The organism is Micromonospora trifolii (genome assembly GCF_050516465.1).
GTDB lineage: Bacteria > Actinomycetota > Actinomycetes > Mycobacteriales > Micromonosporaceae > Micromonospora > Micromonospora trifolii.
The window spans coordinates 7054102-7067825 of the sequence record NZ_CP191526.1 but is presented as its reverse complement, the minus strand read 5'-3'; the positions used below and the strand labels follow the sequence as shown (position 1 = coordinate 7067825).

The following is a 13724-nucleotide window of genomic DNA, read 5'->3' as shown; positions in this document are numbered from 1 at the left end:
GAGTAACGCCCTCTCCGGCGAGTTGCCCGACTTTTCTGCCGTGGCGCTTCTCCGACGAGTCGCCGACCGGACGGCACCAGAGACCTCCACCCCTAAGCTGATCTTGGTGGGGGACAGGTTAACGCGGTGCGGCGCAGACTGCCCGTCGAGCTGCGGACAGCACTCGCGCCCCGTCCACAATGTGGACGGGGCGCGGCGGTAAAACCGATGTGTCGAGGTCAGCCAGCGGCCCCAAAACCGCTGCTGGGCCAGGCAAACTCGGCTATCTCTCCACCATGGACAGAAATCGTGCCGGCGGGCGTACGGTCGTCCCACCAGACGGTATAAATTCCACTCGGCAGATCGGGATAGACCGCACTGTGGAACGAGCCGTCCCGCACCCGACGCTCACGCACCGCCGAGTGGACCCGCCGTTCGTCATCGCGACTGATCTCGATCTCCCGGCCGTGCAGATCCCGACCCGTGTAGACGATCAGGGCGCCGGTGTCGCCGCCCAGATCGAGGACGACGGTCCCGGTCTCCGACGGCCCGTACGCGTGCTCGTGCATCCGCTCGCCCCCGCCCCGATCAGGACGCCGCCGGCGGGTTGTTGAACCCGTCGTACGGCGTACCCAGGTAGGGGAAGTTTCCGAGGAACGGCGCGGTCACGTCGGCGGCGCTCAGCCCCGGGGTGACCGCGGCGGCCGCCGCGTCCGGTTGGAACGTCTTGTCCACCAGCGGGACGGTGACCCCGGCGATGGCCCGCAACGCGATGCTGACCACGTCGTCGCCGACCCGCCGCCCGTTCGGGAACCCGGCCAGGTCGCCACCGAGCACCCCGAACCGGTCCGGACGCTTGGTCGGCGGGATCGCGGTGTTCAGTCGCAGCATGTCGGCCTGCACCTCGCCGGTGGTGTTGGTGAAGCCGTCGATCAGCCCGGCCGGCACCCCGGTGAGCAGGATCGCCACCAGGTCGGCTCGGGCCTTCTTCGCCTTGGTGAGCTTGTCCAGGTTGGGGAAGACGTCCGGGTAGAGCGCCGGCAGCAACGCGGCCAGCTCCGGCTGCTCGACGAACTGGGCGAACCGCTTGTCCTCCGACGGCGGCAGCGAGTTCCACAGGTCCTTCTTGGACATCGGCACGATGACCTCGTTGAACAGTGGATTGCCCAACCGCGAGACCTGGGTGAACGGGCCGGTGCTGGTGTCCGCCCCGCCCCGGTCGCCGAGCACCCGCACCTGCCGACGCGATGCCGACGTCCACACCCCGATCACCGACGCCCGGTCGGCGGCACCGTACCGGTTGGCGCGCCGACGCACCCGCTCGAACGGCACCTGCACCGCGATGCTGTGCACGTTCATCCGGTCGGTGGCGTTGACCGGCTCCCCCTCGGCCTTGAAGATCTTCTTCCCGGCGACGTGCAGTTGCTGGAACGGCCGCAGCGTGCCGAGGTCGAAGATCGCCCCGAGGTCGACGAAGAACCCGTCGGCGCGCTGCCCGGCGAAGACCCGCTCCCCCGTGGACAGCGAGTAGGTGGCCTGCCGCACCAGATCGGCGTACTTCGGCGTGGAAAGCGGGCCGACGTTGCACGGCGGGCAGGGCAGCTTGTGCGCCAGCCGGTGCTCGCGGCCGTCGGCCACCCGGGTCAGGCTGTAGAACTGCCGCCGGTTCCAATTCCTGCTGTCCAGCGAATCGATCGGGCCGGTGTTGTAGAGAAAACTGTTCGGGTTGGTGATCTCGGTGGTGAATTCGAACCGGTAGGTGACATCCGGACGACCGTCGCCGTCGTTGTCGATATGGATCTCGTACCGCACGTCGTCGCCGAACTCGAAGAAGTTCGGACCCCCGGAGGGGAGCTGCAACGGCACGTAGTTGGCGATCAACGTGACAGTGTCGCGTTTGTCGGGGCTGACGAACGCGTACAGGTCGGAGCTGTCGGCGACCGGATCCTTGGCTATCTCCGGGGCCTCGCGGTGGGAAGACATGACGGACCAACCTCACTGGGCGGGGACAGGATGGCGGGGCGGAGTGTCGGCTCAGCGCCGGGCGGCGCGCCGCAGCCGGTCCGCCAGGCCGCGGTCGCGTACCTCGATGCGCGTCTCACCGACGAACACGTCCATCGTTCCGGAGTCGGCGTCCCGCAGGTGCACGACGATCGGTTCGTCGGCTCGTCCGGCCGCGCCGGGCGCGTTCTGCGCGGCCGACAGGCCCGGCACGGTGAGCGCGGCGGCGCCGAGGGTGGCGCTGGCCGCGGCGGTCAACGTCTGCCGGCGGGTCAGTCGCGGCCACTGCCGCTTCCGCTGATCACTGGTCATGGGCAACCTTTCCGGCGGTGGCGCGAGCGCGCCCGCGGAGACGGACGGGTCCGGTGCCGTCGCGCGACGCCGCCGGGCCCCTGAGGGGACACCGGCGGCGGTCCTCGCCGCGACCGCCGCCGGCATCGCGTGGTACGGCCGGTGGCGGGGAAAGGTTCGACGTCAGGGGCGGGCGTGACCGTACGCAGTCGACCGCTTGCGCGCCGGACGACCGGCGGCCTTCGCGATGGCCCGCAACTGCTCCTCGGTACGCGCCGAACCGTTGTCGGAGCCGGCCATCCGGGAGATGGTCTCCTCCATCAGCGTGCCGCCGAGGTCGTTGCAGCCGCCCTGGAGCATCGCGACGGTGCCCTCGTCACCGAGCTTCACCCAGGAGCACTGGATGTTGTCGATCCGGCCGTGCAGCAGCAGCCGGGACATGGCGTGCACCGCCCGGTTCTCCCGCCAGGTCGGCCCGGGTCGGGCGATACCCGCCAGATAGATCGGAGCATTGGTGTGCACGAACGGCAGCGCCACGAACTCGGTGAACCCGCCGGTGCGGTCCTGGACCCCGGCCAGCACCCGGAAGTGCGCCAGCCACTGCCCGGGGTGGTCGACGTGGCCGTACATCATCGTGGAGCTGGACCGGATGCCCAGCTCGTGGGCGGTGCTGACCACCTCGACCCAGGCGGCGGCCGGGAGTTTGCCCTTGGTCAGCACCCAGCGCACGTCGTCGTCGAGGATCTCGGCGGCGGTGCCCGGGATGGTGTCCAGCCCTGCCTCGCGCAGCTGGAGCAGCCACTCACGGATCGGCACCCCGGCCTTCGCGGCGGCGGTGACGATCTCCATGGGTGAGAACGCGTGCACGTGCATCTCGGGAACCCGGGCCTTGATCGCGCGCACGATGTCGGCGTACCCGGTGACCGGCATCTTCGGGTCGATGCCGCCCTGGAGGCACACCTCGCTGGCGCCGAGGGCCCACGCCTGCTCGGCCCGGTCCGCGACCTGCTCGACGGAGAGCCGGTACGCGTCAGCGTCCCGCTCACGCTGCGCGAACGCACAAAAGCGACAGCCCACGTAGCAGACGTTGCTGAAGTTGATGTTGCGGTTGACCACGTAGGTGACGTCGTCGCCGACAGCAGCGCGGCGCACGTCGTCGGCGAGGCGGCACAGCTCGTCGAGCGCAGGCCCGTCCGCGCCGAACAGCGCCAGCGCGGCATCGGTGTGTCGGGGGTCGAGCAGCGCCGCCGGGTCGTCGGCGGCGAGCTTGAGCCCGGCCGCCAGGTCACGGTCCGCGCCGACCCCGGCCGGCACCGGGGGTACGCCCGCCCGGCGCGCGGCCGCCTCGGGGGTGACCTTGCCAGCGACCTCGGACCAGTCGCCGTAGACGCTGTCGAAGTCGCCGCGCCGGTCGTCGGTGCGGCCGGTGGTGTCGATGGTGGCGTGCAGGTCGACCCGCCCGCCGAACACCTCCTCCGGCTCCTGCCACGGTCGTCCCTGCGGCATCGCCGACTCGACCGCCATGCCCGTCGACGGATCGGCCAGGGCACCGACGTGCGGCAGCAGCCGTGGGTCGAGCCACGGGTCGCCCGCACGCACGTACTCGGGGTAGATCGTCAACCGCTCCCGCAGCGTGAACCCGGCCAGCTCGGTGTGCCGGGCCAGCTCCTCGATCTGCGGCCAGGGGCGCTCTGGGTTGACGTGGTCGGGGGTGAGCGGGGAGACGCCACCCCAGTCGTCGATGCCGGCGCGCAGCAGCAGGTCGTACTCGCCGGCGATGAGGTTCGGCGGGGCCTGGATCCGGGCCTTCGGGCCGAGCAGCAGCCGGGCCACCGCCACCGTGGCGGCCAGGTCGTGCAACTCCGCGTCGGGCATGCCGCGCATCGCCGTGTCCGGCTTGGCGCGGAAGTTCTGCACGATCACCTCCTGGAGGTGGCCGTACTCGCGGTGGGCGCGGCGGATCGCGAAGAGCGCGTCCACCCGCTCCGCCGGGGTCTCCCCGATGCCGATCAGGATGCCGGTGGTGAACGGCACCCCGACCCGGCCGGCGTCGTCGAGCACCCGCAACCGGACCGCCGGCTCCTTGTCCGGTGAGCCGAAGTGCGGGCCACCCGGCTCGGACCAGAGCCGGGTCGCGGTCGTTTCCAGCATCATGCCCATGCTCGGCGCGACCGGCTTGAGTCGTTGCAGCTCCGACCAGGACAGCACCCCGGGGTTGAGGTGCGGCAGCAGGCCGGTCTCCTCCAGCACCGCCACCGCACACGCGCGCAGGTAATCCAGGGTCGAGTCGTAACCGCGTTCGTCCAACCAGGTCCGGGCCACCGGCCAGCGTTCCTCCGGCCGGTCACCCAGGGTGAACAGCGCCTCCTTGCAGCCCTGCGCGGCACCGGCCCGGGCGATCGCGAGGACCTCGTCGCGGTCCAGGAACGGCGCCGGCAGCCGGTGCGGCACTGTCGCGAAGGTGCAGTAGTGGCAGCGGTCCCGGCAGAGCCGGGTCAGCGGGATGAAGACCTTCTTGGAGTACGTGACCACACCCGGCCGCCCGGCGTCCCGCAGCCCGGCGTCGCGGATCCCGCCGGCAAGCCGGAGCAGCTCGTCGAGCGCGGCACCGCGGGCGGACAGCAGCGCGGTCGCCTCGTCGACATCCAGCGCCCGCCCGTTCGCGGCCCGGCCCAGGGCCCGCCGCACGCTCGCATCGCTCGGGCCGGAGTGGGTGCGATCAACCATCCACTCACCCTATGCGCAGCGCGAGGACACCCAACCAGTCCCCACCACGCCCGCCCCACGCCGCGCCGCGCCGTCAACCCCGCCCTGCGCCGCACCGCCCGCCTCGCCCCGTCGATCAAGGAGTTGTGGTGGGTGACAAAGCGCCTGGTACGCCTCAAACCTGGCACCACAACTCCATGATCGACGAAGTTGGGGACGCCTGTGGTTCGCGATCTTGCAGTTTGTGTCCGGCTTAGGGGACACCTCGCTTGTTTCGACTACCGAAAGTGCAAGATCGCCTCGGTCTTCGGGTCAGCGGGGCTGGTCGGGGTGGTCGTTGGGCTTGATGTGTCGGGTGCGGTCGGTGTCCGGGTCGGCCGGGTGGGAGATGACCTCGGTCGGGTCGGCGGGCTGGCGCGGGATCGCCTGAGTGGGGTCGGCCGACGGCGGCTGCCCGAACGGCGGCGCGGAGGGCGGCGGCGCGGCCGGGGACGGCGACGCCGACTGGGGAGCGGGGTTCGCCGGCGGCGCGGACTGCGGCGCCTGGAACGGCGGCGTGGACTGCGGGAACGGCGGAGCCGACTGCGGATGCGGCGGCGCCGACTGCGGGGCTTGGAACGGCGGCGACTGCTGGCCGTACTGGCCGGCCTGCGGGTAGCCACCCGGCTGACCAGCCTGCGGGTAACCGCCGGGCTGACCAGCCTGCGGGTAGCCGCCGGGCTGGCCGGGGGCCGGCCATCCGCCCTGCGGCTGGCCGCCGGGCCGGCCGGGGGCCGGCCAGCCACCCTGCTGCTGCGGCCAGCCCGGCTGGGGCTGGCCGTAGACGCCCGGCTGCGGCTTGGGGCGCGGCACGTAGTAGTGGGCGCGCCAGATGGTGTAGACCACCCAGGCGGCGATCGCGAAGATCACCATCCAGGCGAACCGGGTGAGCACACCGAGCAGCGCGTCGAGCACCTCGGCCTCGGCCAGCCGGCCCACCGTCCAGATCAGCATGGTCAGCGTGCCGAACAGGGCGCTGACCGCGTACTCGACGACGGCTGCCTGCGTGATCAGCTTCGCCTTCGCCAACACCGGCGAGATGTGCGTGGCCAGCAGCACCGCCAGCAGTGGGAGACCCACCGCCTCCACCCCGATGAACGCGTAGAAGGCGCTGCCCGCGCGGTCGGTGAAGGAGCTGTAGTCGTTCGGGGCGATGAGCCGGAGCAGGCCCACGAAGAGGAACACGGCGTTGGCGCCAAGCAGCGCGAGCGCGGCGAGCTCCCGTAGCGGCTTGGTCAGCTGGCGGGCCTGCGTCGCGTCAGCGGACGCGGGCTCGGCGGGGCTGGTCACGAGTTCCCCCTCGGGGCATCAACGGACAGGGTGCACGTGAGCCTAGTCTCGCGGGCCACCCACGGATCGGAGGCGTCACGTGCGCGAGGATGGTCGACATGCGCATCGTGGTTCTGGCCGGCGGCATCGGCGGCGCCCGGTTCCTGCTCGGGGTCCGGGCGTACGCCCGTGACGTCGGCGCGGAGGTGACCGCCGTTGTCAACGTCGGCGACGACCTGTGGTTACACGGGTTGAAGATCTGCCCCGACCTGGACAGCGTCATGTACACGCTCGGCGGGGGCGCCGACCCGGAACGGGGCTGGGGTCGGGTCGGCGAGAGCTGGACGGTCAAACAGGAGTTGGCCGCGTACGGGGCAGAGCCGACCTGGTTCGGCCTCGGCGACAAGGACATCGCCACCCACCTCGTCCGCAGCACCATGCTCAACGGCGGTTACCCGTTGAGCGCGGTCACCGAGGCGCTGGCCAGCCGCTGGGAGCCGGGCGTACGCCTGTTGCCGGCGACGGACGACCGCCTGGAGACCCACGCCGTGGTGGAGGACGACCAGGGTCAGCGGGCGATCCACTTCCAGGAGTGGTGGGTGCGGTACCGCGCCGACATCCCCACGCACCGTTTCGTGTTCGTCGGCGCGGAGACGGCGAAGCCGGCGCCCGGGGTGCTGGACGCGATCGCCTCGGCCGACCTGGTGCTCATCGCGCCGAGCAACCCGGTGGTGAGCGTCGCGCCGGTGCTGGCCGTACCGGGGATGCGTGAGGCGGTGGCGGACGGCCCGGCGCCGGTGGTGGGTGTGTCCCCGATCATCGGCGGCGCGCCGGTGCGGGGGATGGCCGACCGCTGCCTGGACGTGCTCGGTGTGGAGTGCAGCGCGGCGGGGGTGGGTCGGCTCTACGGCGGCCGGGCGAGCGGCGGCCTGCTCGACGGTTGGCTGGTGGCCGAGGAGGACGCGGGCACTGTGGTGCCCGAGGTGACGGTCCGCGCGGTGCCGCTGCGGATGACCGACGAGGCGGCGACGGCGGCCATGGTCCGCGCCGCGGTGGAGTTGACGTGAGGCTGGAGATTCTGCCGGTGCTCGGCATCGGTCACGTGACCGAGGGTGACGACCTGGCCGCGGTGATCGCGACCGCCGCGCCGTGGTTGCGCAACGGCGACGTGCTGGTAGTCACCAGCAAGATCGTTTCCAAGGCGGAGGGGCGGCTCGTCGACGTGCCGGCGGACGGGCCGGAACGGCTGGCCGCCCGGGACGAGGTCCTGGCCGGTGAGACCGCCCGGGTGGTCGCCAGCCGGGGGGCGACCCGGATCGTGCAGACCCACCACGGCTTCGTGATGGCCTCGGCGGGGATCGACGCGTCGAACGTGGACAAGACCCAACTGGTGCTGCTGCCGGTCGACCCGGACGCCTCGGCGCGGGCTCTGCGGGACGCGCTGCGGGAGCGTTACGACCTGGACCTGGCCGTGATCATCAGCGACACGATGGGTCGGCCCTGGCGCAACGGGCTCACCGACGTGGCGCTCGGTGTGGCCGGGATGCCGGCCATCCGCGACCACCGGGGCGAGGTCGACCCGTACGGCAACGAGTTGCAGTTGACCCAGATGGCCGTGGTGGACGAGCTGGCGGGTGCCGGCGAGCTGATCAAGGGCAAGTGCGATCAGGTCCCCGTCGCGGTGGTGCGGGGCTACCTGCCCGCCACCAGTCCGGACGACGCCGGTGGCGCGCGGGCGTTGATCCGCGACGCGGCGCAGGACCTGTTCTCGCTCGGTACCGCCGAGGCCCGCGCCGCCGGGCTCTCGGAGGGCGCCACCCTGACCGACGGTCCCGGCGCGACACCGGCCGACCTGACCGCGGTGCGACGGGCGATCGACGCGGTCGCCGGGGTGGTTGCCCCCGGCACGGTCTTCACTCTGGTCGACGAGGCCGAGGTACGCGCCGGTCTGGTCGCTGAGATGCCCGGGTGGCCGGACGGCGCGGACCTGCTGCTCGGCTCGGCCCCGACGCCCGTCGAGCCGATGGGTCTGGTCCGCTTCGGCGCCGATCTGCACCGGCTGCGCGTCGCCCTGGCCGCCCAGGGCGTCGGGTCGACCCTGTTGCCGCCGCCTCCCGGCAGCCCGGCGAGCGCCGCGCTCGCCCTCTGAAGCCCTCGCCCTCAGCCGGTGCGAACGGCCGGGTCACGCGTCCAGCATGGCCCGGCCCAGCGGGGTCAACGTGTGCAGCACACTGTTGCGTTCGCGGTGACTGACCAGCAGGCCGGCGTTGCGCAGCACCGTGGCGTGCTGGCTCGCCGCCGCCGGTGAGATGTTGAGCTGGCGGGCAACCTCGCCGGTGGTGCAGCCCTCGTCGCTGGCCTGCAACACCGCCGCCCTGGTGCGGCCCAGCAGCGCGGCGAGTGAATCGCGGGCAGCACCGGACGCGGCGCTGGCGTCGGCGGACACCAACGCGCCCAGCCGGTCCACCGGGTAGACCAGCACCGGTGGCAGCGCCGGGTCGAGCAGTGCGACCGGGGTGGTCGCGCAGAAGAACGACGGCACCAGCAGCAGCCCACGGCCGTCCAGGTGCAGCTCCCGGCTGTGCGGGTAGCTGCGGACCTCCAGCACCCCGCTCTCCCAGCGCATCGCCGGCCGGAGGCTGGTGAGCAGGCCCTCGACACCGCCGTCGAGCAGCGCCCGCGCCCGACGCGCGCGGTCCGCCGCCACTGCGGCCTGGATCCGACTCCAGTACGGGCTGATCGCCAGCGACCGGTACTGCTCCATCGAGTCGGCCAGGTGGTGCAGCGCCGACACCTCACCGCGAGCGAGCGCGGCCGCCGAGGAGGGCAGTTGATTCTCGGCGGCCAGCACGCTCAGGTCCCGGTGCAGCAACTCGGTGGGGGTACTGCGGACCGCGTCCAGCCCGGCCTCGAAGCCGCCGACGCTGGCGTACGGGGTGAGGAAGTCGGGAAAGTAGCCACGCGGCGGGTTCAACGCGAAGAGCATGCGGAGCTGCTCGGAAGCGGAGTCCTGGCGCAGATCCCGGGCCACGCTGCGCCGCCAGTTGGCGGTCAGCGGATCGCGGGTGCGGCCGCGCAGCACGTGCAGGCTGAGGACCAGCTCCCAGACCGGGTCCGCCGCCGGCGCCACCCGGGTCCGGAGGATGTCCTCCCCAGAAAAGTGGATCTTCAGCATGGAGCGCTCCCGTGTCGCCGGCAGGGGGATGCCGGTTGACCGTTCGACTCTACCTGGCCGGCACTAATCTCCATCTTTAAGCCTGGACTGAAAAACCTCGACGCCTCCGGGGCCGGTTCGGCATGCTTCCCATGCCCGAACACGGCGCCGCGCGTCCTTGACGCCCGCGCTGCCGGGGCACCGGGACCGGGGAGGCCCCGGTGATCGGACGGCACCACGAGGGTCTGCGGCCCTTGCTCCGCGGAGGTGCCGTCCGGTCATCCCGCCCCCGCGCCGGCTCAGCCGACCCAGAGCGCGACCCGATGGTCCTCGTCCGTGACGTAGAACGGTCGCCCGTCCAGCTCCGCCACCCCCTCGACGTGGTGAAACGGCGCCAGGTCCGCCACCTGCTCCCCGACGAGCCGGCGCCCGTCGCCCGCCTCGCCACCGGTAAGCCGGAAGCGGACGTGCCGGGAGGTCACCTCACCCCCACCCGGATGGTCGTCGAGCAGGACCGACCCCTTGTCCAGCGCGTCGATCGACCCGATCACGGCCGCGTACCCGCCGTCCGCCGTCGGGGTGATCGCGCGGAAGCCGGTCAGCTGCCCCGGCGGGGTGACCCCGGTCAAGACGTACGCGCCCAACGCCCGCGGCCACGCCCGCTCGGCCGTGAACATGCCCGGCACACCGGCCACCTCGACCAGGATCGGCTCACCGGCGTCGGTGACCGGAAAACGCAGCCCGAGCAGCACCGTCCCGGCCGGAGTGAACGCCGCCGCCTCCACGTTCAACGGCAGGTCGCCCGGGGCCAACCGGCTCACCCAGCTCTTCTCCCGGACGGTCCCCCGGGCCAGCGTCTCCACGATGAACCGCTCCCGCACCCGCTCCCCCGCCGGCAGGAGGGTCAGCGGCGACGCGGCGAGAGCATCGTTCACCGCCCGGTGCAGTCGAAACGAGTTGCGCACCACGTGCACCGGCACCGGCCCGGCCGCCGCCTCGTCCTCGCGGAACCGGGCCACGAAGGCGCGCCGAGGTCGCAGCGGGCCAGCCTTCGAGCCGAAGTGGGAGCCGAAGACGTACACCCAGCCGTCGTGGTGGGCGAGCGCCTCACCGTCCTCGGTCCGCCCGTTCTCCACACCGGCATCCGCCCGCACGTGCCGGGCCGTCCACTCGCCGTCATCGCGCTCCAGCAGCAGCGCGAGGCAGCGCTCCACCGGCCCCTCGTCCAGCACCGTCCAGAAGCCCCGCCGGGCACCGTACGCGCGCAGCAGCGTTGCCGAACGCACCGGCAACAGGTCGCTGGCCTCGTTACCGGCCACCACGAATTCGACGAGTCGCAGAGTCACCGAACCAGCGTACGGAGCACGCGCTCGTACAGTGGCGGGGTGCCCGACACCGTGATCACCGGCCCGACCGCCCAGTCCACCGACCCCGAGACGTACAAGGCGCTGCACGCCGACGCCACCGCGTTGCTGGAGGGCTGGCAGCCCACCAGCCCGGACGCGGCCAGCGCGCGGGACCGGACCCTCACGCTGCTCGCCGCCGGCCCGGTCGCGATGAGCCGGCAGCACCGGCCCGGGCACGTCACCGCAAGCGCGTTGGTACTGGACTCCACCGGCTCCCGGGTGCTGCTCTGCCTGCACGTCAAGTTCGGGCGTTGGGTGCAGCTCGGCGGGCACTGCGAGCCGACCGACCAGACCCTGGTCGCCGCCGCGCTCCGCGAGGCCACCGAGGAGTCCGGGATCGCCGGCCTGCGCATCGACCCGGTGCCGATCGACGTGGACGTGCACCAGGTGCAGTGTCAGGGCGGCTCGGCGCACTACGACGTCCGGTTCGCGGTGCTCGCCCCGCCCTCGGCGGTGGAGCAGGTCAGCGACGAGGCCGAGGAGCTGGGCTGGTTCCCACCGGACCAGCTGCCCGAGCCGCTGGCCGGCGGGACCGTCCAGCTGATCGCACCGGCCCTCGCCGCCCTCAGACGTAGCCCTCTTCGCCTCGCTCCTTGAGCTCGTCGACCAGGGCCTTGACGTCCTGTGCCCGGTCGCGCGGGCAGACCAGCACCGCGTCCGGGGTGTCCACCACGATCAGGTCGCGCAGACCGAGCACGGCCACCAACCGACCCGACTGCGGCACGACCACGAGGTTGCTGCTGTCCCGCAGCAGCACGCCCGGCTTGGCCTCCGTGCCGAGCACCACGTTGCCCGCGTCGTCGGCCGGCAGCACGTCACCCAGGGTGTGGAAGTCACCGACGTCGTTCCAACCGAAGTCGCCCGGCACCGTCGCGACCCGACCCGCCGTGGCCGCGCCCTCCATCACCGCGTAGTCGACGGAGATCTTCGGCAGGGTCGGCCAGATCGCGCCCAGGACGTCGTCCTGCTCCGGGGTGCCCCAGGCGGCGGCGATCGCGGCGACGCCGGCATGCAGTGCCGGCTGCTGGCGGGCCAGCTCGGCGAGGAAGACGTCCACCCGCCACACGAACATGCTCGCGTTCCACAGGTGCCGGCCCGAACGGACGTACGCCTCGGCGACCTCGGCGGCCGGCTTCTCCTTGAACTCGGCCACCGGCCGCCACGGCACACCCTCGGTCGGATCGCCGGTCTCCAGGTAGCCGTAGCCGGTCTCCGCACGGGTCGGGGTGATCCCGACGGTCATCAGCATGCCCTGCTCGGCCCCGCGGACCGCCTCCTGGACCGTGCAGACCCAGCTGTCCTGGTCGCGGATCAGGTGGTCGGCCGCGAAGCTGCCCATCACCGCGTTCGGGTCACGCGCCGCGATCACCGCGGCGGCCAACGCGATCGCCGCGCAGGAGTCCCGGGGGGAGGGCTCGACCAGGATGTTCTCCTCCGGCAGCACGGTCAGCTGCCGTGCCACCGCCGCGACGTGCGCGGCACCGGTGACCACAAGGGTCCGATCCGGTGTGGTCAGCGGCGCGAGCCGTTCGACGGTCGCCTGGAGCAGCGAGGCGCTGGTGCCGGTCAACGGGTGGAGGAACTTGGGATGGCCGGCGCGGGACAACGGCCACAACCTCGTGCCACTGCCACCTGCCGGAATGACCGCATAGAGCATCCGCACATCATGCCCGACGTACCTGCCCAAAGTGGCACGGGTCACCTGCGGCGGCGCGGAGGATCAGGAGCGGGCGCGACTCCACGCCGCGATGTGCACCTCGGCGCTGGACTCCCAGGTGAATTCCTTGGCCCGGTCGAACCCCGCCTTCGCCAGCGACAACCGCCGCTGCTCGTCGTCGAGCAGGGCGGCCAGGTCGGTGCCGATCTGCTCCGGGTCCTCCGAGGTGTACGCGACCGCGTCGCCGCCCACCTCGGGCAGCGAGAGCCGGGGCGTGGTCAGCACCGGGGCGGCGCACGCCATCGCCTCCAGGATCGGCAGCCCGAACCCCTCGCCGTAGGACGGGTACGCGGCGACCAGGGCACCGCCGAGGAAACCCGGCAGGTCGGCGTAGCGCAGGTAGCCGGGGCGCAACAGACGCAGGTGCGACGGCACCTCGGCCACCGCCCGGTCGATGTCTTCGTCGTGCCCCTGCCCACCGGCGATCACCAGGGCCGGCGGGTCGACCCGGTCAGCCACCGCCCGCGCCCACCCACGGATCAGGTTGGGCACGTTCTTGCGGGGCTCCTTGGCACCGAGGAAGGCGACGTAGCTGCTGTTGCCCAGCCCCAGACGCGCGCGTACCCGGGCCTTCTCCTCCTCGGTGGGAGCGTGGAAGGCAGCCTGGTCGACGCCGTGGTAGGCCACGTCGATCCGCGTCGGGTCGGCGTCGAGCAGCCGGATCAGCTCGTCCCGGGTGGCCTTGCTGGGCACGATCACCCGATTGGCGCGGCGCAACGAGGTCTTGATGGCGCTGCGGAAGAACGTGCGGCGCGACTTGTCGTAATGCTCCGGCTCGGTGAAGAACGTCGCATCGTGCACGGTGACCGTGACCGGACACCCGGCCCGCAGCGGGCAGGTGTAGAAGGGCGAGTGAAGCACCTCTGCGCCCACCTGCTGGGCGAGCAGCGGCAGGCCGGTCTGCTCCCAGGCGAGCCGGGCCGGGCGGTGCGCCACGGCGGCCGGGGCCGGGATGATCTCCGCGCCGGGCAGCATGCGGGTGTAGCGCTCCAGATCGGTGCGGAGGCTGACCACCGCCAGCTCCACCCCCGACCCGCACACCTTGCCGAGGGCACCGAGCAGACCGTCGACGTATCGACCGACACCACCACGGTCGGTGGGGACACTCGTGGCGTCGATGAGCACGCGGGGCGGGCGACCGGCGGTCACGGGGCGACTCCTT

General features: G+C 72.3%; 12 protein-coding genes. 3 read left to right on the top strand and 9 right to left on the bottom strand.

The genetic code is table 11. From position 1 onward, the window contains the following. Positions 1–218: 218 nt before the first annotated feature. From ACQRWP_RS32980 to ACQRWP_RS32960, 5 genes are all read right to left on the bottom strand, one after another. On the bottom strand, positions 219–548 hold the full coding sequence (locus ACQRWP_RS32980) for a phospholipase (RefSeq protein ID WP_355494408.1): 330 nt from the start codon (positions 546–548) through the stop codon (positions 219–221). 19 nt (positions 549–567) lie between these two features. Next, a complete protein-coding gene (locus tag ACQRWP_RS32975) occupies positions 568–1962 on the bottom strand; it encodes a DUF4331 domain-containing protein (protein ID WP_430500035.1) in 1395 nt (464 codons plus the stop codon). 51 nt (positions 1963–2013) lie between these two features. Next, positions 2014–2292: a hypothetical protein gene (locus ACQRWP_RS32970; RefSeq protein WP_196921188.1), complete on the bottom strand. Its 279-nt coding sequence runs from the start codon at positions 2290–2292 to the stop codon at positions 2014–2016. 162 nt (positions 2293–2454) lie between these two features. Further along, a complete protein-coding gene (locus tag ACQRWP_RS32965; protein ID WP_430500034.1) occupies positions 2455–4998 on the bottom strand; it encodes a bifunctional FO biosynthesis protein CofGH in 2544 nt (847 codons plus the stop codon). Positions 4999–5289: 291 nt separating this feature from the next. Then, the gene (locus ACQRWP_RS32960) at positions 5290–6306 is read right to left on the bottom strand and encodes a hypothetical protein (protein WP_430500033.1); all 1017 of its coding nucleotides are present in this window, start codon (positions 6304–6306) and stop codon (positions 5290–5292) included. A gap of 98 nt (positions 6307–6404) precedes the next feature. Here ACQRWP_RS32960 and cofD point away from each other — a divergent pair, with 98 nt between their 5' ends. Together cofD and ACQRWP_RS32950 are read left to right on the top strand one after the other, a co-directional pair. Continuing rightward, positions 6405–7352, top strand: coding sequence for a 2-phospho-L-lactate transferase (gene cofD, locus ACQRWP_RS32955; protein WP_430500032.1), 948 nt, complete (start codon positions 6405–6407; stop codon positions 7350–7352). Continuing rightward, entirely contained in the window at positions 7349–8434 is a 1086-nt protein-coding gene (locus ACQRWP_RS32950; RefSeq protein WP_430500031.1) for a coenzyme F420-0:L-glutamate ligase, read from the top strand. The genes cofD and ACQRWP_RS32950 overlap by 4 nt, the downstream gene beginning before the upstream one ends. Positions 8435–8467: 33 nt before the next feature. On the opposite strand, the gene ACQRWP_RS32945 is transcribed toward ACQRWP_RS32950, so the two are convergent. Further along, entirely contained in the window at positions 8468–9460 is a 993-nt protein-coding gene (locus ACQRWP_RS32945) for an ArsR/SmtB family transcription factor (RefSeq protein WP_430500030.1), read from the bottom strand. 278 nt (positions 9461–9738) lie between these two features. Further along, on the bottom strand, positions 9739–10785 hold the full coding sequence (locus ACQRWP_RS32940; protein WP_430500029.1) for a hypothetical protein: 1047 nt from the start codon (positions 10783–10785) through the stop codon (positions 9739–9741). Positions 10786–10824: 39 nt separating this feature from the next. Between ACQRWP_RS32940 and ACQRWP_RS32935 the strand changes: the two genes are divergently transcribed. Next, positions 10825–11442 carry an NUDIX hydrolase gene (locus ACQRWP_RS32935; RefSeq protein ID WP_430500028.1) on the top strand — a complete coding sequence of 206 codons (618 nt, stop codon included), beginning with the start codon at positions 10825–10827 and terminating at the stop codon, positions 11440–11442. Here ACQRWP_RS32935 and ACQRWP_RS32930 read toward each other — a convergent pair. Next, on the bottom strand, positions 11411–12502 hold the full coding sequence (locus ACQRWP_RS32930) for a mannose-1-phosphate guanylyltransferase (RefSeq protein ID WP_430500027.1): 1092 nt from the start codon (positions 12500–12502) through the stop codon (positions 11411–11413). The genes ACQRWP_RS32935 and ACQRWP_RS32930 overlap by 32 nt on opposite strands. Before the next feature lie 63 nt (positions 12503–12565). Beyond that, entirely contained in the window at positions 12566–13711 is a 1146-nt protein-coding gene (locus ACQRWP_RS32925; protein ID WP_354941282.1) for a glycosyltransferase family 4 protein, read from the bottom strand. Positions 13712–13724 lie beyond the last annotated feature (13 nt).

Coding starts and splice junctions, on each gene's coding strand:
- ACQRWP_RS32980 (WP_355494408.1), bottom strand. CDS start 548: ATGCACGAGCACGCGTACGGGCCGTCGGAGACCGGGACCGTCGTCCTC.
- ACQRWP_RS32975 (WP_430500035.1), bottom strand. CDS start 1,962: ATGTCTTCCCACCGCGAGGCCCCGGAGATAGCCAAGGATCCGGTCGCC.
- ACQRWP_RS32970 (WP_196921188.1), bottom strand. CDS start 2,292: ATGACCAGTGATCAGCGGAAGCGGCAGTGGCCGCGACTGACCCGCCGG.
- ACQRWP_RS32965 (WP_430500034.1), bottom strand. CDS start 4,998: ATGGTTGATCGCACCCACTCCGGCCCGAGCGATGCGAGCGTGCGGCGG.
- cofD (WP_430500032.1), top strand. CDS start 6,405: ATGCGCATCGTGGTTCTGGCCGGCGGCATCGGCGGCGCCCGGTTCCTG.
- ACQRWP_RS32945 (WP_430500030.1), bottom strand. CDS start 9,460: ATGCTGAAGATCCACTTTTCTGGGGAGGACATCCTCCGGACCCGGGTG.
- ACQRWP_RS32930 (WP_430500027.1), bottom strand. CDS start 12,502: ATGCTCTATGCGGTCATTCCGGCAGGTGGCAGTGGCACGAGGTTGTGG.